This window comes from Microcoleus sp. CAWBG640 (assembly GCF_020883015.1).
Lineage (GTDB): Bacteria > Cyanobacteriota > Cyanobacteriia > Cyanobacteriales > Microcoleaceae > Microcoleus > Microcoleus anatoxicus.
In genome coordinates, this window is the sequence record NZ_JAHRFC010000038.1 from 19,268 (window position 1) to 41,168 (window position 21,901).

Annotated in this window: 18 protein-coding genes and 1 tRNA gene; 11 read left to right on the top strand and 8 right to left on the bottom strand. The window is 45.0% G+C overall.

Features of this window, described 5'->3' with window-relative positions; all coding sequences use genetic code 11:
- Positions 1–181 precede the first annotated feature (181 nt).
- Positions 182–1,021, bottom strand: coding sequence for a phosphoadenylyl-sulfate reductase (locus AAFP11_RS18595; protein ID WP_341736146.1), 840 nt, complete (start codon positions 1,019–1,021; stop codon positions 182–184).
- Between the two features lie 326 nt (positions 1,022–1,347).
- On the opposite strand from AAFP11_RS18595, the gene AAFP11_RS18600 reads away from it, so the two are divergent.
- From AAFP11_RS18600 to AAFP11_RS18625, 6 genes are all read left to right on the top strand, one after another.
- The gene (locus AAFP11_RS18600; RefSeq protein ID WP_340521844.1) at positions 1,348–1,713 is read left to right on the top strand and encodes a response regulator; all 366 of its coding nucleotides are present in this window, start codon (positions 1,348–1,350) and stop codon (positions 1,711–1,713) included.
- Positions 1,714–1,861: 148 nt separating this feature from the next.
- Positions 1,862–2,362, top strand: coding sequence for a chemotaxis protein CheW (locus AAFP11_RS18605; RefSeq protein ID WP_341736145.1), 501 nt, complete (start codon positions 1,862–1,864; stop codon positions 2,360–2,362).
- 141 nt (positions 2,363–2,503) lie between these two features.
- On the top strand, positions 2,504–7,876 hold the full coding sequence (locus AAFP11_RS18610) for a PAS domain S-box protein (RefSeq protein WP_341736144.1): 5,373 nt from the start codon (positions 2,504–2,506) through the stop codon (positions 7,874–7,876).
- A 348-nt stretch (positions 7,877–8,224) separates the two neighbouring features.
- Positions 8,225–11,029 carry a hybrid sensor histidine kinase/response regulator gene (locus tag AAFP11_RS18615; RefSeq protein ID WP_341736143.1) on the top strand — a complete coding sequence of 935 codons (2,805 nt, stop codon included), beginning with the start codon at positions 8,225–8,227 and terminating at the stop codon, positions 11,027–11,029.
- A 151-nt stretch (positions 11,030–11,180) separates the two neighbouring features.
- Positions 11,181–11,657, top strand: coding sequence for a chemotaxis protein CheW (locus AAFP11_RS18620; protein WP_341736142.1), 477 nt, complete (start codon positions 11,181–11,183; stop codon positions 11,655–11,657).
- Positions 11,658–11,716: 59 nt separating this feature from the next.
- Complete coding sequence (locus AAFP11_RS18625; protein ID WP_341736141.1) at positions 11,717–12,322, top strand: pentapeptide repeat-containing protein; 606 nt, start codon at positions 11,717–11,719, stop codon at positions 12,320–12,322.
- 28 nt (positions 12,323–12,350) lie between these two features.
- Here the strand turns inward: AAFP11_RS18625 and AAFP11_RS18630 are convergent, their stop codons facing one another.
- The 4 genes from AAFP11_RS18630 to AAFP11_RS18645 form a co-directional block, all read right to left on the bottom strand.
- Positions 12,351–13,598, bottom strand: a complete 1,248-nt coding sequence (locus AAFP11_RS18630) for an adenylate/guanylate cyclase domain-containing protein (RefSeq protein ID WP_341736140.1) — start codon at positions 13,596–13,598, stop codon at positions 12,351–12,353.
- A gap of 117 nt (positions 13,599–13,715) precedes the next feature.
- Positions 13,716–14,300, bottom strand: a complete 585-nt coding sequence (locus tag AAFP11_RS18635) for a PepSY domain-containing protein (RefSeq protein WP_341736139.1) — start codon at positions 14,298–14,300, stop codon at positions 13,716–13,718.
- A gap of 257 nt (positions 14,301–14,557) precedes the next feature.
- Positions 14,558–15,418, bottom strand: a complete 861-nt coding sequence (locus AAFP11_RS18640) for a hypothetical protein (RefSeq protein WP_341736138.1) — start codon at positions 15,416–15,418, stop codon at positions 14,558–14,560.
- 207 nt (positions 15,419–15,625) lie between these two features.
- Positions 15,626–16,297, bottom strand: a complete 672-nt coding sequence (locus tag AAFP11_RS18645; protein WP_341736137.1) for a Fe2+-dependent dioxygenase — start codon at positions 16,295–16,297, stop codon at positions 15,626–15,628.
- Between the two features lie 153 nt (positions 16,298–16,450).
- On the opposite strand from AAFP11_RS18645, the gene AAFP11_RS18650 reads away from it, so the two are divergent.
- On the top strand, positions 16,451–16,861 hold the full coding sequence (locus tag AAFP11_RS18650) for a hypothetical protein (RefSeq protein WP_341736136.1): 411 nt from the start codon (positions 16,451–16,453) through the stop codon (positions 16,859–16,861).
- On the opposite strand, the gene AAFP11_RS18655 is transcribed toward AAFP11_RS18650, so the two are convergent.
- From AAFP11_RS18655 to AAFP11_RS18665, 3 genes are all read right to left on the bottom strand, one after another.
- The gene (locus AAFP11_RS18655; RefSeq protein WP_341736135.1) at positions 16,858–18,255 is read right to left on the bottom strand and encodes a HAMP domain-containing sensor histidine kinase; all 1,398 of its coding nucleotides are present in this window, start codon (positions 18,253–18,255) and stop codon (positions 16,858–16,860) included. The genes AAFP11_RS18650 and AAFP11_RS18655 overlap by 4 nt on opposite strands.
- Positions 18,221–18,898, bottom strand: a complete 678-nt coding sequence (locus AAFP11_RS18660; RefSeq protein WP_293251332.1) for a response regulator transcription factor — start codon at positions 18,896–18,898, stop codon at positions 18,221–18,223. The genes AAFP11_RS18655 and AAFP11_RS18660 overlap by 35 nt, the downstream gene beginning before the upstream one ends.
- A gap of 188 nt (positions 18,899–19,086) precedes the next feature.
- Complete coding sequence (locus AAFP11_RS18665; protein WP_341736134.1) at positions 19,087–19,779, bottom strand: GDSL-type esterase/lipase family protein; 693 nt, start codon at positions 19,777–19,779, stop codon at positions 19,087–19,089.
- 293 nt (positions 19,780–20,072) lie between these two features.
- Here AAFP11_RS18665 and AAFP11_RS18670 point away from each other — a divergent pair, with 293 nt between their 5' ends.
- The 4 genes from AAFP11_RS18670 to AAFP11_RS18685 all read left to right on the top strand — a co-directional run bounded on the left by AAFP11_RS18670 (position 20,073) and on the right by AAFP11_RS18685 (position 21,812).
- Positions 20,073–20,303 (top strand): DNA-directed RNA polymerase subunit omega, encoded by a 231-nt coding sequence (locus AAFP11_RS18670; RefSeq protein ID WP_340521819.1) that lies wholly within the window; start codon positions 20,073–20,075, stop codon positions 20,301–20,303.
- Between the two features lie 260 nt (positions 20,304–20,563).
- Entirely contained in the window at positions 20,564–21,214 is a 651-nt protein-coding gene (locus AAFP11_RS18675) for a hypothetical protein (RefSeq protein ID WP_341736133.1), read from the top strand.
- Between the two features lie 108 nt (positions 21,215–21,322).
- The gene (locus AAFP11_RS18680; RefSeq protein ID WP_341736132.1) at positions 21,323–21,691 is read left to right on the top strand and encodes a DUF1818 family protein; all 369 of its coding nucleotides are present in this window, start codon (positions 21,323–21,325) and stop codon (positions 21,689–21,691) included.
- 47 nt (positions 21,692–21,738) lie between these two features.
- Positions 21,739–21,812: transfer RNA gene (locus AAFP11_RS18685), tRNA-Pro, on the top strand.
- Positions 21,813–21,901: the final 89 nt, after the last annotated feature.

The following is a 21,901-nucleotide window of genomic DNA, read 5'->3' on the forward strand; positions in this document are numbered from 1 at the left end:
TGGGGAATCGGGAATCGGGAATCGGGCATAGAGCATAGAGCATAGGGTATTACCCATTACTTATTAGCTATTACCCATTACTTATTAGCTATTACCCATTCCCCATTACCTATTACCTATTCTCGATGGTAATTCATCTTTCACCAGAAAGACTGTAGGCGCAACCACTCCCCAGCCACAGTTACTGTTTTTGGGCGTTACCAGCGTGCAAACCACACTCTTTTAATGTCGATTCTTCCCACCACCAGCGACCTTCCCGTTCGTGTTGATTTGGCAATACTGCTTTCGTACAAGGTTCGCAACCAATGCTGACAAAACCGCGTTCGTGGAGTTTATTATAGGGGACATCCAAAGCACGAATGTAATCCCAAACTTCTGCGGAAGACCAGTTTGCTAAGGGGTTGAATTTAATTAATTCATGGTCGGGAGTAGAAAATGCAGTATCCTGTTCAATCATCGGAATATGGTTGCGGGTACTGGGGCTTTGGTCTTTCCGTTGGCCAGTAATCCACGCATCTAAAGTATTTAGTTTCCGGCGCAGTGGCTTGACTTTTCGCACGCCACAACATTCTTTGTGCCCATCTTCATAAAAGCTAAACAATCCCTTTTCGTCTACTAAGGCTTGTACTTCCGCTGCATCGGGAAACATTACTTCTATTTTAATGCCGTAATGTTTTCTAACTTGTTCTAAAAACTGATAGGTTTCGGAATGCAATCTTCCGGTATCTAGGGTGAAAACGCGGAAGTTTTTGGTGAGTTTTGAAGCCAGATCGATCAGCACTACATCTTCTGCGCCACTGAAAGAAATTGCAATATTGTCAAATTTTTCTAGGGCAAATTTAAGAATATCTCGCGGTGTTTTTGTGCTGTACTCTGCTTCGAGGGTCGCAATGTTTAGATTGGTTCCAATGGCTACCATACTTTCGTGTTCTCCGTGTTGTTTTTTGTCTAACCCTGAATTGTAACCGATCGCAGTCTCTCTCATACCGATCGATTTGACAATCCAGCATCCACAGTACATACCGGCGGATTCATCCCTGGAGAAACAGAAAACCTGCTATCCCATTGATTTGGGAACAGATTTATTCCTTCGCCGACAGACTGACGGGGTTGCTTTCTTCAAGAGACTTCTCCTCAAAAGCTGGTAAAGAACAGGTAAGATGCCTGTTCCACCATCATTTTGGGAGATGTCTAATAGTCTCCTCTAACATCTAAAATCGGTATGTGAGTTATATTTGTATTTGCATTGGGGTGAATTGATCCGTCAAGCGCTAAAGTCAAAGAGGCGATCGCAGCGCCGCCAATAAAACCGATATACCGTCAAAAATAGCAAAGAAGTGTAGAACCATGTCAAAAATCTTAGTAGTAGACGATGTTCCCAGCGAACTAGAAATCATCTGTCGCATTCTTCAAGATGTGGGACTCGAAGTGATCCGGGCGGGAGATGGCGCAGAAGCGATCGCCCGTATCCAAGAAAAAGCGCCGGATCTGGTCGTTTTAGATGTAGTAATGCCACGAATGAACGGATTTGAGGTGATTCGAGAATTGCGGGGCGATCGCAAAACCGCATATTTGCCCGTAGTATTTTGTACTCATAAAAACACCGAGATCGATCGAGCTTGGGGAACTGATTTAGGGGCTGATGCTTACCTCAGCAAACCCTTTGAACCTCAGCAACTTGTCAACATTGTACAGCGTTTGCTATCAAAATAAACTCCTGCTCAAAGATAGATATTTTTTTATAGTGTCACAGGGATCTAGGGCGAAATTTTGCCAAGGGCGAGTTCCGGCGATCGACTAAGGGCAAACAGATAGCACATAATTTCTTTTTTTAAGCTACACTAGAGACTAAAAATAAGCCATGAAAACAACTGCTTCTGGCAGTACAGGGAATCAGACAAATGGAACAAAGCAATTTCTCGTCTTCGCTCAAGCAGACAGTTTGTTTGGCGTCGAGTTAGAAACAGTGCGGGAAGTGCTTTCCCTCAAAGAACAACCCATTTCGCCGGTGCCGAACACCCAGTCATTTTTGCTGGGATTAACCAACTTGCGAGGCGAAATTTTAGCCACAGCAGACTTTGGTAAATTCACAGGTATCGCACCAGTTGATACCCACCATTCCAGCAGTCGCATCTTAGTTGTGGAAGCGCCCGATCCGCGAGACTTAAGACTGTCTAAAATCCGCATTGGCTTAGCTGTCTGCCGCGTTGAAGGAGTTTTACCTCTGAATCCCGATCGCATTGTCTCCGCCATAGACGTCAGTTCTGACCTCGCCCCCTTTCTCAAAGGTTTGTACAATTGTGATGGACGCTTACTCATGATTGTGGATGTAGAAGCGATCGCCCATTCCGAACGCTGGTAAGGAGCATAATTTTGATTTGGGAATGGGGAATGGTTCATGGGTAATTGCAAATAACCAATAACCAATAACAACTAACCAATAACCAATAACAACTAACCAATAACCAATAACAACTAACCAATAACCAATAACAACTAACTTATGCAACTTATCTATGACTTTGTGGCAACAACTTTTACCCTAACATTACCAGACATCTCCCAGCCATTACTGCTTGGGGTAGCCAATTGTATCATTTCTTTGTGTTACTTTGCGATCGCCTCACTGATTAGCTTAGGTTTGTGGCGAAACCGCCAATTCGGCTTCGACACCTTCGCCACAGTCACAGCATTCATATTTTGGAGTTGTGCCTTGGGGCACAGCGGCCACGCAGCAGAACACTTAGGATTGCCACACTCCCCTGTTTTGCAAACAGTGTCCGATTGGATTACTGTAATTCCGGCGATCGCCTTTTTAAGCCTCTCCAACCGCTACAGCTTATTAGTAGGTTCCACCCAAATTCTGCAAGCTAAAAAAGACACAGAACAAGCCCTAAGTGAAACTACTCAGCGATTTCAATCCATCTTCGATCAAGCTTTTCAATTAATAACGCTATTAGAACCAGACGGTACTCTAATCGAAGCCAATCAAACAGCCCTAGAATTTGGTGATTACGAACCGTCAGATTTGCTGGGTCAGAAATTTTGGTATACACCTTGGTGGGCATCATCCTCAACAAACCAGCAACAGCTAAAAACTCACATCAAACAAGTATCCGCCGGCAAATTTGTCCGAGAAGAATACGAAATCACCGGATTCAATAAGCAAGTGACAGTAATTGACCTGTCCTTGAAACCCCTATTAAATGAAGCCGGGGAAGTATTTCAAATCCTCGCCGAAGGTCGGGATATTACCGAAAACAAACAAACCGAAGCTCAATTGCAGCAGCTAACCGCAGAACTAGAGCAGCGAGTGTACGAAAGAACCGAACAGATTGCCCAAACCAATGCACAATTGCAACAAGAAATTAGCGATTGCGCCGCAGTCGAAAAACAGCTATTACGCCTCAAATCAATTTTAGAAGCAACAACAGACTGGGTAGCTATGGCAGATGCCAAAGGGCACAGTCTTTATATGAACCGCGCCACCAGAGAAATATTGAATGTTGGAGACAGTACCGATTTAGCAGGAGTCAGCATTTCTGACGTGATATCTCCCAAAAGTAAGGACACTATTGTGAAAGTCGGCATACCCGCAGCTTGCCGAGACGGAGTGTGGAGTGGCGAGATAATTTGGCAGACTTTAGACGGTAAAGAAATACCAGTTTCTCAAGTAATTATTGCTCACAAATCTGAAAATGGAGAAGTGGAATTTTTGTCAACCATCGCCCGAAACATTAGCAATCGCAAGCTCACGGAACAAGCCATGCAGCAAAACTTGCAAATGCTCGACCTTGCCAGCGATGCTTTGATTATTCGAGAACTAGACGGGACGATTAATTACTGGAACCAAGGCGCTGAGAGAATGTACGGCTTCACGAAACAAGAAGCTTTAGGCAAATGCACTCATACTCTATTTACTACCATATTTCCCCAACCTTTAGAAACCATATTGGCACAGTTAGAGGATCGGGAATATTGGGAAGGAGAACTGATTCATACTACAAATTACCACACCAAAATTACCGTATTCAGCCGCTGGAATTTGCAGCGAGACGAACAGGGAAAACCCAAAGCAATTTTAGAAACTAACAACGACATTACAGGGCGCAAGCAAGCCGAAATCGAAAATCAAAGATTGAGATCGATCGTCGAAAGTAGCTCGGATTTTATCGGCATGGCAACAATGGAGGGAGAGCCATTTTACCTGAACTCCGCTGGCATCAAGCTAGTGGGACTCAACTCTCCCGAAGAACTCAAAACTAAGAATACGGGGGAATTCTTTTTTCCAGAAGACCTCCAGCAATTTACCGCAGAAATTATGCCCACAGTCATGGAAACGGGCTATTGGCGTGGCGAGTTTCGGTTCAAGCACTTTGGCACCGGCAAGAGCATTCCCGTTGACTACAGTCTATTTACAGTTAAACACCCAGAAACAGGAGAGCCTTTGGGTTTAGCGACGGTTACTCGCGACATCAGCGATCGCAAGCGGGCAGAAGAGATGTTGCGCGATCGGGAAAGACTGTTCCGAGCCATTTTTGACCAATCGTTCCAATTTATAGGTCTGCTAGAACCCGACGGCACGATGTTAGAAGTCAACCAAACAGCCCTCTGGGCCACTGATGTGGGGATTGAAGACATAGTAGGGAAGCCGTTTTGGGAAACCCCGTGGTGGGATATTTCCCCAGAAGTCAAGCAGCGGGTACGAGAAGCTGTCGCCAAAGCCGCCGGCGGCGAGGTAGTTCGCTACGAAGCGGAAGTCCTAGTTACCGGAGGTTTCGTCACAACCATTGACTTCTCCCTCAAACCCATCAAAGACGAGAGCGGCAAAGTCGTGCTGTTAATTCCAGAAGGCCGCGACATCAGCGATCGCATTGCCCTAGAACGAGAACTAACCTTGCGTCAAGCCCGCTTTGACGCCTTTTTCGCCGCTTCACCAGCGGGAATGTTTATCACCGACGAACAACTCCACTTCGTGCAGTTCAACGAAAAACTCTCCGAACTTGGCGGCCAGCCAGTTTCAGCATACATTGGCAAAACCTTATGGGAAGTTGAACCAGCAATGGCATCAACCACCTTCCCTCTGTACCAGCAGGTTTTGAGTAGCAACCAAGCCATTTTAAACATGGAACACTCCAATCCAACTACCGCACAGCCAGATGTCATGCGGGATTGGCTATCATCTTACTTTCCGCTACCGGGAGAAGATGGCAAGCCGATCGGGATTGGGGCTTTCATTTTGGAAGTGACCGATCGCAAGAACCTAGAACGAGAACTCGCCTTGCGTCAAGCCCGCTTTGACGCATTTTTTGCAGCCGCCCCAGCCGCCATGTTTATCTTCGATGACCAACTGCGGTTCGTGCAAGTAAATGAAAAATTGACCGAAACCACCGGGCCTTCAATTGCCCAACACCTAGGGCGCACGCTGAGGGAAGTTGTACCCGAAATGGTTCACACCCTAGAGCCCATGTTGCAGCAGATTCTTGCCACCAACGAACCGTTTTTAAACATAGAAGTTTCCGGCACAACCGTCAGTCAACCGGGCGTACAGCGATATTGGCTAGCCTCATATTTTCCTTTACCAGGAGAAACCGGTCAGCCGATCGGTGTCGGCGGAGTAGCAGTCGAAATTACCGATCGCAAACAAGCAGAACAAGAACGCGATCGGTTTTTCACCCTTTCCCTAGACTTGCTGTGCATCGCCGATTTTGAAGGCAAATTCAAGCGCGTCAATCCCGCCTGGGCAACAACCCTCGGCTACACTTTAGAAGAACTACAAGAACAACCTTTTCTCAATTTTGTTCATCCAGACGATCGCCAACATACCGTATCCGAAGCTAACAAAATAGCTCAGGGAGTCGAAACAATCGCGTTTGAAAATCGCTACCGCTGCAAAGACGGTTCCTACAAGTGGCTGTCGTGGAAATCACGACCTTTACACCAAGAAAAGATCATGTATGCAGTGGCTCGCGACATTACCGACAGCAAACACGCAATTAGTCAATTACAAGAAACAACCGCCCAGTTAGCCCGTTCCGAATCCGAATTTAGACAGCAAAAAAACCTCTTGCAACTGCTAATTGATAGCATTGGTGAAGGCGTAGTTGCAGCCGACACAAAAGGCAATTTTTTCCTGTTCAACCCCGCCGCCGAAAATATCTTTGGCTTGGGTTCAACAGACACACTGCCCGACGAGTGGTCGGCAAAATACGGTTTATTTTTGAGCGATGGAGTCACTCCCTATCCCACCGCCGACATACCTTTAACGCGGGCCATTCGAGGAGAAATAGTTGACGACGCAGAGGTTTTCACCAGGCACGCAGGCAAGCCAGAGGGTGTGTGGGTAAAAATTAACGGCCGGCCGCTCAAAGACGAAACAGGGGCGATCCAAGGTGGCGTAGTTGTCTGTCGCAACATCACCGAAGAAAAAGCATCTACCAAGCGAATGCAGCAGTTAGCAGAGTCACAAGAACGCTTACTGCAAGAACTCAAAACGCGGCAAAATGCCCTCGATGAATCCGCAATCGTCAGCGAAACAGACCTCAAAGGCATCATCACCTACGTCAACGAAAGATTCACTCAAATATCTGGTTACAGTATGGGAGAACTCCTCAACCGCGACCACCGCATCGTCAACTCCGGCTATCATCCCAAATCATTTTTTCAAGAAATGTGGCTGACGATTTCTCGCGGCTTGGTATGGAAGGGTGAAATAAAAAATCGGCGCAAAGACGGCTCGTTTTATTGGGTAGATTCCACCATCGCCCCCATCTTTGACACCCATGGTAAAATTATTAAATATATTGCCATCCGCTTTGACATCAATGAACGAAAAGAAGCACAAGAAGGACTAGAAAAATTAGCAGCAGAACGGAAAGCAGAAGCTGATTCAATGACCCAGCAGGTCCTCAAATTGTTAGGAGAAATTAAAGGCGCGGCTCAAGGCGATTTGACTGTCAGAGCAGAAGTTCATAACGATGTTTTAGGCGCTGTCGCCGACTCCTTCAACTTCCTGATCGGTTCCCTGCGAAAAGTGGTTACAGGAATTCAAACTTTAGCAGAACAGGTAACATCAGCCACCGATGAGTCAATTAGTAATACCAGCCAACTGACGCAACAAGCAGAAGTTCAAGCAGCCAAAATATCTGCCATCATGCAAGAAATCGATCGCATTGTCAATTCAATCCGTGACGTGCGAGATGTTTCGGTGCGTGCCGAAACAGTCGCCCAACAGTCTTCTCACACCGCTGAGGCTGGCGGTATGGCGGTCGATCGAGCTGTAGAAGGCATTAACGAACTCCGATTGACAATCGCCTCAACCTCAAAAATGATGAAACGTTTGGGCGAGTCTTCCCAACAAATCGGCAAAATTGTGACATCTATTTCTCAACTTGCTTCCCAAACTAATTTGTTAGCCCTGAATGCTACCATTGAAGCAGCCCGCGCGGGCGAACAAGGTTTAGGCTTTGCGGTTGTAGCCGAAGAAGTGCGAAAATTAGCAGAAAGATCCGCCGGTGCGACGGAAGAAATCTCCGAAATTGTCGGTACAATTCAAGAAGAAATCAGTCGTGTAATGAAGGCAATGGAATCAGGGACACTGGAAGTAGTGGAAGGTACTAAACTCGCCAGCGAAGCTAAAACTCACCTGAATGCCATCATCGAAGTTAGCCGCGAAATGAATGCTTTGGTGCAAAATATTACTCGTGCATCAGCCAAACAAACTATTTCGGCTGAAGAGATTTCTAACAGTATGCAGCAAGTGAATGAGATTGCGAATACAACTGCTCAAAAAGGTTCGGATGTTAAAGCATCTTTGGACGATCTGTCTGGTTCTGTTTCTAAATTGCAAAAGTCAGTCGCGAATTTTAGGAGTTAGTTGACGGTTGTCAGTTGACTGTCAGCAGGTCGGACACGGCAATGCCCATTGGTGTCAACTTAAGCTATAGCAACCGCCAGTCCTCTCGCCTACCCGCCAGTCCGCCAGGGAATGAATTCCCTGTCTAATAGCTAAAGTCCTCTTAAGAGGACTCATGAGTTCTTCAGTCCTCTTAAGAGGACTTTAGCTTTGAGGCAGGGGTTTAAACCCCTGTCGGACTGTGGAATGAACCTGGTTGTTGACACCAATGGGCTTTTGGAGTGTCCTGATGGTTAACTGTCAACTGCCAACTGCCAACTGCCAACAGCCCACTGCCCACTGCCCACTGGCCACTGCCCACTGACTAATATGAATGATATCGACTTAAACGAATTAATAGATGCTTTTACCGCTGAAACCCAAGAGTTTTTGCAATCAATGGAGAGCAACTTATTGGGAATGGAATCTGGTGATTTAAAACAGCGAGAAGCCGCAGTAAAAGAAATGTTTCGAGCGGCTCACTCCATCAAAGGTGCTGGTTCGATGTTGGGGTTTAACAACGTATCTGCCGCAGCTCACACTCTGGAGGAGTGTTTTGTCATTTTTCGCGATCGCACAGACTTGTCAGCCCTAGAACAGACAACAGTAACTCTATTGCTACAAGGTGTGGATGCTCTCAAAAAAATTACTACCGAATCAATTCACCACTCCGATGTCAGCAGTCCCGATCAAACAGAAAACTTGGAGATAATCGCCCAAATTCAACTTCAATTCGAGCGTCAATACGGCAGGCCAGAACCACCGGCAGTTCCGGTAATCAGCAAATCCCCCGCCCCAGAAACCCTGAAATTGATTTTTGAACACGAATTACCACCAGTCTTAAATCGCCTAGAAACCGAACTTTCCCAAGCTTCAGAGGCTGATTTAGCAATCAGCGTCACCGCACTCAACCAGGTTTATTACCAACTCTCCGGTTTAGCTGGAATGTTGCAATTGCCAGACTTTGGGAAAGTTGCCGAACCCCTCAGAGATTTGATCGACTCAAAGGATTTAACACTAGAACAGTTGCAATCCCAGGGTTGGGCGATTGCTCAAAACCTACAAACCGCACGTCAGCAAATATTAGCAGGAAAGGCGATCGACCCCCCCAAAATCTCCCCCCCCACTCAGGAAGAAAGCCAACCAGAACCCAAAACCAAGGACACCCACGCACCATCCACCGCCCCTACACCATCCTCAGTCCCCAGCCCCCAGCGCCCCACAATCCGAGTAGACTTAGAACGCTTGACAGAATTAGTCAATCTAGTCGGGGAATTAGTCATCAACCGTACCAACTTAGAACTTCAAGAATCCGAACTCCGCAGCGAAGTCAAGCGCATCCGTCGCAGTATTATCGATTTGAACCAATTCGGCGGTCAGTTGCGAGAAGAATATGACAGGATGAGCTTTGGAGACTGGAAAAGTGCCCATGACAACCTAGGAATCGGAAAATTTGCAGAACTAAACCAAGAAATTCCCACCATTACTAACGGCAAATCCTCTAGACCCAATTCTCACTTTGATGTCTTAGAAATGGATCAATACACAGAGTTCCACTCTACAGCCTCCGAAGTTATCGAAACCACTGAAACAATTGCTCAATCTGCCACCAAATTAGACTCCTTATCCATGAGATTCGAGCGCAGTATCGACCAACTGCGTCGCATCACCGAACAGCTACGCAGCCGAGTCATGCAGTTGCGAGTTGTCAGTTTCAGCCGCGCCGTCGATCACTTGCCGCGAGCACTCAGGGATATGTGTCTCACCTACGATAAAGATGTTAACCTGCTGCTATTAGGAAGAGATACTAAAATTGATGAAAGTTTGCTTGATGCTTTGCGCGACCCCTTAATACATCTAGTCAGAAACGCTTTCGATCACGGCATCGAAATCCCCGAAATTAGGCAGGAAATGGGCAAGCCAGCCAGCGGTCAAATTGAAATAGAAGCCCGACACCAAGGTGGCCAAACTATTATCACTGTCGCCGATGACGGCAAAGGAATTGACCCGGAAATCATTCGCCGCAAAATTGTGAAAAAGGGTTTGGCGACAGAGGAACAAGCCGAAGATTTTTCGATTGCGGAACTCTACGATTTTCTATTTTGGCCTGGTTTCAGCACAGTCGAAGAAGTGAGCGACCTTTCAGGGCGGGGAGTTGGCCTCGACGTGGTACGGGCGAATTTGCGGACGGTTCGAGGCACTGTAAAGGTGGATTCTCGCCTGGGAAAAGGCACGAGTTTTATCATCAAACTGCCACTTTTACTGTCGATTACTGACGCCTTGATGGTGAAGACCGATCGCAATAAAATAGCAGTACCACTGGATGCAGTCGAGGAAATTCTCCACATCAAAGCCTCCGAAGTGCACACCGCCGGAAATCAGCCCATGCTGTGGTGGCGGGAGGAATTTATTCGTTTAGTGCGACTCCAAGACTTGCTCGAATATAGCGTTTTAGGCCCCGATGCCCCCTCTCCTGACCCTTTAACCCAAGAGCACATTCCGGTGCTAGTCTTAGCTTCTAGCGAAGGAATGCTAGCGGTTGCCGTGGAACGGCTCATCGGTCAGCAGGAAATTGTGGTAAAACCCTTACCATCGCCTCTGTCTAAGCCTCGCGGGGTTTTGGGAAGTACGATTTTAGGAGACGGGCGAGTGGTGACTATTTTGGATGTGGATGATTTGGTGGGCCAACCTTCAGCAAATAGTTCGATCGCCCCTGTGTCTGGTAAAGTACCACATTTAGCACCAACTTCGAGTCATGCACCGCAAATTTTAGTGGTAGACGATTCCTATACAATTCGGCAATTGCTGTCATTGATGCTGACGAGAGCTCGCTATCGAGTAGTGCAAGCCAAGGACGGCTTGGACGCCCTGGAAAAGTTGCAAAACGGTCTCGATTGCAGTTTAGCGATTGTGGATATTGAAATGCCCCGGATGGATGGATTTGAATTTTTGCGATCGGTGCGATCGACCCAACGGTTTGCTAAAATTCCCGTAGCCATGCTCACCTCCCGCAGCGGCGAAAAACACCGCCAAATGGCAATGGAACTAGGCGCAAATCAATACTTCACCAAACCTTACAGCGAAGCCCAACTTTTAGAAGCCATCCCCAAACTAATCAAACATCAAACAATATGATTAACGAACCGCGAAGACACAAAGAGCGCGAAGAAAGAACAGCATTTTCTTCCTTCCCCCTTGGGGAGTAGAGGGTGGCAGGGGGGTTCTTCCTTCGCGTCCTTCGCGCCTTCGCGGTTCAATAATATTCAATCCACAATCCCAAATCGACATGACTCACGCCAACTACAATCGCCGCTTCCGCAACCAGAAACAAACTAATGCCAGATCCCCGGCCCGCAAATTAGTTTCCTTTGACCTAGGCAGCGTTTATTATGCTGTTCCCATTGAACGAGTACAGCGCGTTGTCAAAGACTTTAATCCCTACGGTTTTTTAGATAGTGGTAATAGTTTAGTCAGGCATCAGGAAGAACTAATTACGCTAATTGATTTATCTAAAATATTTAAATCCACTAAAAGTATGGCTGACTGCAACTACCTAATTGTTTGCACTTTCAATCAAGGCGAGCGGTTGGGAATTCCCATTCCTGATATGCCGAAGATTTTAGAAATTTCCGAAGCAGCTTTTTGCGAAATTCCCCTATTGTACCGCCAACAGCAACTACCTGCGGCTGTTGAAAAATTAATTCGCGCACCGGATGGTTCCGAAGTCTTTTATTTAAATTTGGATTTATTGAGCTCAATTTAGCTCAGTTATAAGATAAAATATAAATGGTATTTTGTCAACGATATATGAAAAAAAATACAATGAAAAAAATTACAATATTGTCGATCTCGCTACTGATGTTTGCAGCAATTCCAGAGTGTCCCCAGGTGGGACTAGGGCTAAGTGCGATCGGCCAACCAAAAACTCCCCAACCACCCAAAAAAGACGACCCCAAAAACCTCGGCTACGTCTCCCCCGAATTTGCCGAAAAGGTATCCCAACAGGAAATTGAGCAAATCAACGCCAACGTCGAAACCCTGCTGCTAACTCAAAGCTGCATCCGCTGCGACCTCCGAGGTGTAAAATTAGTTAACCTCACCTTAAAAAATCCGATCGTTACCGGAGCAGATTTATCAGACGCCAACCTCAGCGGAGGTACTTTCGAGATAGCAGATTTTGTCAACACTAACTTAGCACGCACCGACTTAAGTGGCTCAGTTTTAATAGGAGCCAGAATCAGCAATACTAATTTCAGGAAAGCTAACTTGACCAATACTAATTTAGACGGTGCAGATTTGCGCTTTGCGGACTTGAGAGATGCCAATCTTTCTAATGCTAACCTCCGTAATTCTAACATGGATGGTGCTAGTCTCGATCGAGCCAGTATGGGAGGAACTACCATGCCCGATGGTCGGAAAAACCAATAATATTAAATTCGTCATGAATGACGGCTAGCTATATTAACCGCCATGCAATTAAAGTCGCGGTTTTACCTTTAGCCGCGATCGGTTCGCAAGGTTCAACCCTTAGATTTTGTGACATCCTTTGATAAACAGCATCAGAAATAGTAATCGCACCACCAGGCGTGGCACTTTCTAAGCGTTTTGCTGTATTGACAACATCACCAATTACCGTATAAGTCCGAACATCTTCACCACCAAATAGCCCTTCAATAACGCTCCCGCAATGCACCCCGCAGCCCGCACCAATTCCATATAATTCAAGCATTTCTAAAGCAGCTTTACTCATAGATTTAGCCGCAGCAATTCCCTGCTCTGGCGTAGCATAAATCGCCATGACTTCATCGGCGGTAAATGTTATTCTTAAAGGCTTAAACTGAGCAACTGCTGGTTCAACACAGCGGTAATATTCATTTAGAACCGCTGCAACTGTCTCAGGGGAAGTTTTTTCGCACCAACTTGTAAAACCGCGAATATCCATAAATAAAATCGTGCGATCGCACTTTTGAAAAGCCAAACCTGCTGGATTATTAAGCGCTGTTTCTACTACATGACTTCCCATCCCCCATTCTGCCATATTTCCCAGTAGTTGAGCAGTTTTTTGTAGCTGCTTTCTCTGTTTGACAAGCTGTACCGACTGCAACCCTAAAAGCAAACCGATAAACACCATACTCCAACTAAGAAACCAATGCGTTGCCGTCCCCGCAAATGTCACAATTAATTCTAGATTAGCAATTAAATATTGAGACTTAATCCCAATCACAACATAAAAAGCTACCACCATCAGAGCCCTCACCAAACTTTCCAGTGGAATCAGCCAATCATCAATACCCTTAGCCCAATGGAATCGCAATCCTTGCAAAGTAGCAATCATCAGAGAAAATAACCAAAAGACAACGTGACTAGGATTTTGGAAAAAATCTAGCCCGTCTATCGGCACATCAATCAGCGTATAGATGCCAACGCAGATCAGGTTTCCCCAAAAACGGTGGCATTTCGAGTTCGACAGATACCAAGCCTGAACAAGCATTGCTACTATCAGTAAATATTCAGTTGGGTCTGTGATAAATTTGAAGAAACCAGCTAATATTAAGTCTGATAAACTCTTCAGAATTAAAAAGTGACCGCTGTTACTTAATACTTCACTAAAAAATGTACTGGTGCGACTTCCTTGTAGCAGACTTTTCCATACAATTTTTGACTTAAGACTTGATTTTGCCGTTTCAATACTTCTATTTTTCATCTTAATTAAAGGTCAGCGACCAGAGAATTATTGTATACCAGTTCCCCAAAAAAGATGCAACTGTAGAGAGAATTAAAACCACGATATTCATCAGTCATTCCCCGAAAAAAAAATCTATTAGCTATCTTCCTCTGTTGTTTGCTGGCGGCGTTTCCGAAAAATACCAGTCATATTGATTCCTGTTACCAGCAGCAAAATCACACCCAAACCTACCAAAAACACATAGATTGGCATCAAAAAATTTCCCAAATATTCTCCTTGGTGGATATTCAGAAAAACTTCTCCTACCTCTTTCGGCATCTTAAACCAACTTCTGCCAACTCGGTAGATTACACCTGTGACTGTACTGACTGCTAAAGGCAAGACAATAATCGGTGTAGCAATACGGTGAACCTTACGAAAATCAAGTTTAGCACCTGGTCTTTCAGGGCGTGCGCCACCCAAAAATTTGGTCATCGTCAAACCAGTAACTATCAGCCCAATCACTCCCAAAGCCAGCAAAAGCACATAAAATGGTCTGAGTTCCTTTCCGAGATAGCTTCCTTGGTGAATATCCATAAAAATCTTGGCAGCATCACCTTCTATGCCAAACCAATCTTCTCCCAGCCGATAGGCAACACCAGTTAATGCACTCAATAGTAAAGGGATGAAAATAATCGGTGCAACTTGGCGGTGAAGTTTGCGAAAGTTAGCGCTTGCCATCTATTTATTCTCCTATTTTTTAGATATTTTGTTGTTGACAAATCAGATATTCTTGGACGCACGGGTAGGCAGAAACCGGGTTTTTTTGCGAAAATATTTCGCTTTTGTATAGTTTTGGACGCACGGGTAGGCAGAAACCGGGTTTTTTTGCGAAAATATTTCGTTGTTACCCGCAGATTCGGTAAAAAACCCGGTTTCTTTGGTCGAAGTGGGTAAGTCCTGTTGTGAAAAACCCGGCTTCGGCGCAAATCCTAGCATTATGAAAAAGTAAAATCAGTCGCGTTAAGATTTCCAGCATTAACTCCTTTCAACACTGCCAAATATTGACCAGTGCCTGCTATCCTTAACAGAGTATCGCTAGCATAAATTCCAGTTCCTTGAGTGATATTAATGTTAGCAAATCCTAAGCCATCTTTGAGCTTCAGTATGTCTGCGCCTTTTTGAAAGTCCGTGATGATATCAGCGAGAGCGAGAGTATTTGCAGCCCCTCGCCCTTCCAGCTCAAATAAATCCGAACCCATGCCGCCGGTCAGAATATCATTGCCCTTCCCTCCATCAAGGATATCATTTCCTGCACCGCCGCTAAGTGTGTCAAAACCCTTGCCGCCTTCTAGTTTATCATTGCCATTGCTGCCAGTCAGAATATCATTGCCCTTGCCTCCTTTGAAAATATTATTGCCAAGAATTCCTGTCAAGTTGTCATCACTATCTGTACCTTTAATTTCATTCTCGTAGAAATAGCCGCCGCTTTCGTATCCATAATTACTAACACTCGCTGAAGTGCCGTTTTGATAACCACTTTGGTATCCATCATTGCTGCTACTACTTATGTACCCAGAATTGCTGTTACCATTTTGGTACTCAGAATAGCCGTTGCCATTTCGGTACTCAGAATAGCCGTTGCCATTTTGGTACTCAGAATAGCCGTTGCCATTTTGGTACTCAGAATAGCCGTTGCCATTTTCGTAACGGCTGTCATCACCACTTTCACCACTTTCACCACTTTCACCAATTGAGAGTTGGTATCTCTCCGATGATACTGGATCGACATCGATAGAATTGTCTTGTGTCACATAAGACTGTCCCACGCCTGTCCAAATTTTAGTTTGGTTGCTCATTTGTTAGATCCTGGTTGCTTAACTCATTTACAATTACTAATGTGACAAAACAAAGTAAAGAACTCGGAAAGACCTAAAATTTCTTTCATCCGCCTCCAAAACCTCCTCAATAGTCCTGGATGCACGACATCTATATCTCGTGTTAATCTAGGGGCAATCCCCGTGGTTGCCCCAATCCCTTAGTCTCTTGCGTAAGTCCTGCTCAACCTAAACATCAGCCCATTTTCGCAGCAAATTAGCAATGCTTTTGGATAGCAAGTCAAACTCCGCTGTCTTTCCAGACTTCTGAAAAAGGGTATCGCGAACCGTATCCAAATCAAAGAGAATTTCTCGTTTGTGAGCATCCCGAACTAAACTCTGCACCCAAGTCACCGCCGCTAGTCTTTCACCTTCAGTGACAGGTTCCACACGATGTAAAGTTGTAGTAGGATAAACAACCATTGAACCAGCATCAAGTTTAAAAGCTTGTTCGCCTTGGGTACTTTCAATCACTAATTCCCCGCCCGTATAAGTGGCAGGATCGCTGAGAAATAGAGTGAGAGACAAATCCGATCGCATTAGTTCTTCGTCTCCCATAATCGCATTATCAATATGTGTCCCGTAGTACATTCCTCCCTGATAGCGACTAAACATAATGGGACGAATTGCTTTAGGGCGCGCCGCTATTTGGAATAAAGAATTGCGTTTTAGTGCTTGATTGACTAAATTTCTGAGTTCCTGAGTTGGAGCCGCATCATTTTTTAGTTGAGCATTATTTTTTACTTGTTGGGCGTACCAACCTGCTGTTAATTTCCCATCGACAAATTCAGCATTTTTTAGGCGATCGACAATTAATCCTAATTCCTCTGAAGTCAGAATATTTGCCATACAGATAATCATTGGGGACACTCCTACAGGTTGCTAATGGACTCGCATTGTAGCAATAAGGTAATGTCTGTGCAAACAATTTTTCGATGTTTTTGGTTCTTTCCGAGTTCTTTACTTTTTTCTGGGATAGTAGCAGTAATCACCCAGAATAAGGCTTTTTTAAAGATGCAAAGTAAAACTAAGATTTGGCTCGGCATTGGAGCTTGCGTTTTAACCTCTGTAGCTGCTAGTGCGATCGCATCCCAGAATGACAGCAGTGTTAATCAATTTTCCCCTATTTCTCTTTTAAGTAATGCTGCTAATTCATCGATGAGCAACAGCAAGCCAGTTAAACCCATCGTCTTAATGAGTAGCAGTGGGGGCGAACAAGGAGAAAGCGGCGAAGGAAAAAGACCAAAACCCCGGAAAAAAAGTAGTTTCACTTCTGAACTTTCCTTGACAGATAGTAATGTCACAATGACAGCTTCCAAGGGCGGGGAAGGTGGAGAAAAAGGAGAAGAGGGAGAAAAAGGAGAAAGCGGTGAAAAAGGAGAATCTGGAGAAGAGTTAAGGTTTTCTATTAATATCAACTCTTAAGCTACTGAGGAGAATTTTACTTGAAAACAGCTACCTACTCCTAGCTGACTGGTAACGCTAATTTCTCCTCGGTGGCTTTGGACAATTGCTTGGGCGATCGCCAATCCCATCCCCAAACCCCCTGCGCGGCGATTTCTGGCTCGATCTGCTCTCCAAAATCTGTCGAAAACTAACTTGACATCTTCTGGAGCAATGCCGATACCAGTATCCTCTACACTCACAATTGTCGATCGGTTCTGTCTGCTCAGAGAAACAGTCACAATTCCGCCCGCTGGTGTGTAATGAATTGCGTTTCCAATCAAGTTAGAAAACAAACGAGTTAGCTGTGCAGCATCTCCCATTACAGACGTATCAATGGCTAAATTTGACTTGAGAATAACTTGCTTTTCTTGAGCTTGCAGTTCCCACAAATCTAGCAAATCCTCTAATAGTTCGTCTAACGGAACCGCTATCCACTCGCGGGCGATCATGGCTGCTGGTGCATCCATTCTAGTTAATAAAAGTAAGTCTTCAACTAACTGAGTCATCTGTTTAGTAGCAGAGGCGATCGCCACCATTTTCTTAACATCCGCTGCATGAATTCTCTCAGGATGACTCTGCATCACTTCCACTGAAGTTTTAATCGCCGTCAGCGGACTTCTCAACTCGTGAGAAGCATCAGCAGTGAATTGTTTTAACTGCTGAAAACTATCCTCAATTGGCTTGAGAGATTGCTTAGTCAGCCACAAACCACCAACCGCAGTCAAGCTCAGAAAAATAATACTCCCATAACCCAAATTCCAGCGGAGTCTGCTGAGAACTTCTTCGACTTCTTTAGTAGATTCGCTGGTGCGAATATAACCTTTTAATTCTTGTTTCTTATCATTATAAGAAATATAAACTGGAATTGTCGCCGACCGAATTTGCCCGTTTTGTATGGTTTGGAAACCCGATTTTATTATTACAGGTGGTAAACTCTTGCCGGAATTTCCTAACATTTTACCTGCTTCATTAAACCATTCTACAGATTGATCTGGTTCCCGCAGATTTTGCCAGGGAATGTCTAAGTCTCCGTCTTTGTCTAACTGGCGCGTTACTTTTTCGCGATCGAGTTCAATCTGAAAGTCATCATTGCGCTGTTCACTTTGTTGATGAGATAGATCGCCTTTTTTTTCTGGATGTTCTGAAAGGTGCTGCTTTTCGATCGCAACTAAACTGTGAGAAGCTGCTTGAGCCAAAACCTCCAATCGCTGGTCTAATTCTTGATACAGACTGCTGGTAAATAATTCATAAACAGCAATAGCAGAAGTTCCTAAAATAGCTACCATAACTGTTAAGTAAGATAGCAATAAACGCCATCCCAAAGCTTGAAATTGGGGATTAGAGGTTTTGGTTGAGCCGATAACCCATGCCATAAATAGTCTCAATAAAATTAGCTGGTGCGCCTGCTGCTTTCAGTTTTTGTCGCAAACCCCGGAGATGAACTTTTACGGTTTCTTCTCCTGGCGAGTCTTCAAAAGCCCATATATGGTCTAGGATAGCACTCCGTGTTAAAACGCGCCCTCCTGTTCGTAGGAATAATTCTAGCAAACTGTACTCCTTTGGTGTAAAGTGCAGCAAATTATCGCGATAAGTAACTTCGCAGGTATTCGGGTTTAAACGCAGATTTTCCCACTCTAATACTGGTGGCAAAGTTGTACTTCCCCGCCGCAGTAAGGCTCGAATTCTTGCTGCTAATTCTGGTAAATCGAAGGGTTTAACGACATAATCATCAGCTCCGGCATCTAGTCCTATTACTTTATCATTGCTGGTGTCTCTGGCTGTTAGCATGAGAACGGGGGTTTTTAAACCTTGTCGGCGCAAGCGCTGACAAAGGGTGATTCCATCTATTTTTGGCAGCATCACATCTAGCAGAATTAAGTCATAGGTAAAAGTTTCTGCAAAGTTCCAACCTTCTTGACCGTCGGCGGCTATGTCTACGGCATAATGTTGATCGGTGAGGGCTTCTGCTAATGCTTGGGCAATGCGATCGTCGTCTTCTACTAACAGAATCTTCATAACTCACTGCTAAAATATTGTTGATTGTTGATTGTGATATCGCATAGTTTTTTTTCGGAATGATTAAACCGCAGAGGCCACAGAGTCCGCAGAGTCAGAGAAGAGAGATGAATAATTCGGATGCCAACGGATTTGATATCATTCCTAATTTTTTAATCTCAAATCTAATATCTAATATCTAATGCGGACTAAAGACCGATCGCTGTTAAGGGTTCCCAACTTGTGACATCTTCAAACAAAGATTGATACCCCGCCACATTGGGATGAAGCCCATCTGCAATTAAGCGCGATCGCCACCAATCAGTACCCCGATCGCACCATTTGTCAAAAATATCTAAATAGGGGATTCCCCGCTCCAAACAAGCCACTCTGGTTGCTTCTTTATATCGATACTGGTCAGCATGACTATAGTACAAACAATCCTGAAAAGGCATTTTACTTTCATCCACCGGCACCATCCCGACAAAAATCACTGGACAAAGTTGTTGTGACAAATTTAACAAGTTATCCAAAACTGTTTTAAAATGTTCAAAATCAGTATAGTTACGCCCGATCGCAGATTGTACTCTCGCCGAATCATTCAGCCCTACCGAAATAATCATCGCATCCGGGACACGATTTCTGAGCTCACCACGGTGACGAAACTCATTCTCTAGCCGCTGAGAGACTTGATAAGCGCGATCGCCCCTAACCCCCAAATTATACAGAACGTGTCCAGGACTCTCCGACAACATCCATTGGCGCCGCAGTCGTTCCACCCAGCCCCCGCCCACACTATCGCCAAAACCATAGATTAAACTGTCCCCAAACGCCACTAATTTTAGGGGATGAGAAGTTATCGGACGCAAGTGACTAAATGAATGGGCTGTGGCTACCTGCATAACAAAAAGGTACTCAATGAATAATTAACATATTGACACTATATTTCAATGCGACTCGATCGCCTTCAACCCGATCGCACTTAGACCAATTTAATGTGAAGTTACACATATTCCGATCCCCCTAAATCCCCCTTAAGAAGGGGGACTTTGATTGGACTCTTGTCCCCCCCTTCTGAAGGGGGGTTAGGGGGGATCGAATTCTATGCAGCTTCATAAAAAATTGGTATTAGACCGTGGATTTACCCGAATTTGTTGGTAAACTAGAATCTAACATCAGATAAGTAGGTAGTCTCATGGCTAAGCGTCCACCCTTTGATTCAACTCAGCTAACCCGTAGGGCAGAAGAGTTGATCAGTGCTGCATCCAACCGCTATCGGATTACGGTACAGGTAGCGAACCGCGCCAAACGTCGTCGCTATGAAGATTTTGACAACAATGACGACCATCAAATGAAACCAGTGATGCGGGCTATATTTGAAATGTCTGACGAATTGACACAGCCGGAAATTATCGGAGACATCTAGCTATTTGGAGAGTTTTGAGGTGCGAGCAATTATTTTGACTCACACCAATTTTTTATGAGGCTGCATAGAATCCGATCCCCCCTAGCCCCCCTTAATAAGGGGGGGACAAGATTCTGATCAAAGTCCCCCTTCCCCCCTTGGGGGGGGCTAGGGGGGGGTGGGGATTTAGGGGGATCGAAATATGTGCAACTTCACATTAAATTGGTATTACACTCAAAACTTGCTGAAATTATTTTATATTTGAACAAATCATCAAAACCGTGAAGAAATTAAAGCTGGCCTTGAGTTTTTTGTTAATTACTTTGAGTGTGGCGATTTTCACGCTTTTGAGTTGGATATTGGAATCGGGCGAACTAAGTCTATCGGCGATGGAACCTTCGGTATTGCGGGCTAATCAATCTGTGTCTGAAGTACGGGTTGCTCAAGAACCGCAGGCGCAACAAGTGAGAGTCCAAGATGCTTGGAAATTTGTCTATCAAAAATTGCCTGATTTCCCCCTCGCCAATAATTACATTTCTAAGGAAACTGGAAAAGTAGACCCCAATAATACTTTAGTCGCACGCTTGATTCGATATCATGTGTTTGTCAAAGGACGGCCACCCAATTATCGCTTTGATTGGAAATTGAGTTTAGCTGATTATTTGGGGGTAACTCCCGATTATTTGGTCGAAAGTGTGTATCCCGGAAACGATGTTTTGCGATCGAATCCCTTGGAGGGCGATCGGGCTGCGATTCAAAGTTTAAATAGAAGTCAGCGCGATGCTTTGGTTCAAGCTTTAGTTGATGTTTTTACAGGGGATTTGGGCTCATCAGACCCCAAAACACCGGCGGGAGGAAAACCAGAAGGGCGATCGAACTCGCCGACAATACCTCAGCCCCAGCCAGGAGACGCTAAGTTGCTAGCACCTTAAAATTTTGTTTCAATGATTAGGTAGAATCATAATTATGCCCCTCTCTTCTCTTCCTCTGTGTTCTCTGCGTTCTCTGCGGTTAAATCATCCGATATCAAAAATTTCTCCATGGTCGATCGCGTAATTAAGACAGGTGACGGATGGCGTTTGGGATGGAACCCCAACAGCACCGAGTTTCAGGGTTTAGTGGGTGGCGATGGTTGGGCGATCGAGCTCACCGAGGCTGAGTTGAACGATTTTTGCAGCCTACTAGCCCAATTAACCGCCACCATGACTCAAATGGCCAGTGAGTTGATGGAAGAGGAAAAAATCGCGATCGAAGCCGAAAGCGATTTAGTGTGGGTGCAAGTAGAAGGCTATCCCCAAGCTTACAGCGTGCAGTTCATCCTCAGTGCTGGTAGGAGGTGTGAGGGTTTTTGGCCCCCGGCTGCGATACCTGGTTTGACCCAAGCTGCAAAAATTTTAAAAGTTTTTTGATTTTTTTTGACTTTTTTCTGAATTTGATGATATGCTGTTAAAGCTGTCGGGACGTAGCGCAGCTTGGTAGCGCACTACTTTGGGGTAGTAGGGGTCGCAGGTTCAAATCCTGTCGTTCCGATTCATAAAACCCGCTCAATGAGCGGGTTTTACAGTATTTATACGCAACGTGCGAGAGTTGCAATTCTCAAAGTCCTAGACGCACTATCA

What these genes read in the sequence shown, in the direction of transcription:
- AAFP11_RS18640 (WP_341736138.1), bottom strand. Translation starts at nt 15,418, where the DNA reads ATGAGCAACCAAACTAAAATTTGGACAGGCGTGGGACAGTCTTATGTG.
- AAFP11_RS18655 (WP_341736135.1), bottom strand. Translation starts at nt 18,255, where the DNA reads ATGGCATGGGTTATCGGCTCAACCAAAACCTCTAATCCCCAATTTCAA.
- AAFP11_RS18660 (WP_293251332.1), bottom strand. Translation starts at nt 18,898, where the DNA reads ATGAAGATTCTGTTAGTAGAAGACGACGATCGCATTGCCCAAGCATTA.
- AAFP11_RS18600 (WP_340521844.1), top strand. Translation starts at nt 1,348, where the DNA reads ATGTCAAAAATCTTAGTAGTAGACGATGTTCCCAGCGAACTAGAAATC.
- AAFP11_RS18645 (WP_341736137.1), bottom strand. Translation starts at nt 16,297, where the DNA reads ATGATTATCTGTATGGCAAATATTCTGACTTCAGAGGAATTAGGATTA.
- AAFP11_RS18630 (WP_341736140.1), bottom strand. Translation starts at nt 13,598, where the DNA reads ATGAAAAATAGAAGTATTGAAACGGCAAAATCAAGTCTTAAGTCAAAA.
- AAFP11_RS18615 (WP_341736143.1), top strand. Translation starts at nt 8,225, where the DNA reads ATGAATGATATCGACTTAAACGAATTAATAGATGCTTTTACCGCTGAA.
- AAFP11_RS18620 (WP_341736142.1), top strand. Translation starts at nt 11,181, where the DNA reads ATGACTCACGCCAACTACAATCGCCGCTTCCGCAACCAGAAACAAACT.
- AAFP11_RS18670 (WP_340521819.1), top strand. Translation starts at nt 20,073, where the DNA reads ATGGCTAAGCGTCCACCCTTTGATTCAACTCAGCTAACCCGTAGGGCA.
- AAFP11_RS18595 (WP_341736146.1), bottom strand. Translation starts at nt 1,021, where the DNA reads ATGTACTGTGGATGCTGGATTGTCAAATCGATCGGTATGAGAGAGACT.
- AAFP11_RS18625 (WP_341736141.1), top strand. Translation starts at nt 11,717, where the DNA reads ATGAAAAAAATTACAATATTGTCGATCTCGCTACTGATGTTTGCAGCA.
- AAFP11_RS18650 (WP_341736136.1), top strand. Translation starts at nt 16,451, where the DNA reads ATGCAAAGTAAAACTAAGATTTGGCTCGGCATTGGAGCTTGCGTTTTA.
- AAFP11_RS18635 (WP_341736139.1), bottom strand. Translation starts at nt 14,300, where the DNA reads ATGGCAAGCGCTAACTTTCGCAAACTTCACCGCCAAGTTGCACCGATT.
- AAFP11_RS18605 (WP_341736145.1), top strand. Translation starts at nt 1,862, where the DNA reads ATGAAAACAACTGCTTCTGGCAGTACAGGGAATCAGACAAATGGAACA.
- AAFP11_RS18665 (WP_341736134.1), bottom strand. Translation starts at nt 19,779, where the DNA reads ATGCAGGTAGCCACAGCCCATTCATTTAGTCACTTGCGTCCGATAACT.
- AAFP11_RS18680 (WP_341736132.1), top strand. Translation starts at nt 21,323, where the DNA reads ATGGTCGATCGCGTAATTAAGACAGGTGACGGATGGCGTTTGGGATGG.
- AAFP11_RS18610 (WP_341736144.1), top strand. Translation starts at nt 2,504, where the DNA reads ATGCAACTTATCTATGACTTTGTGGCAACAACTTTTACCCTAACATTA.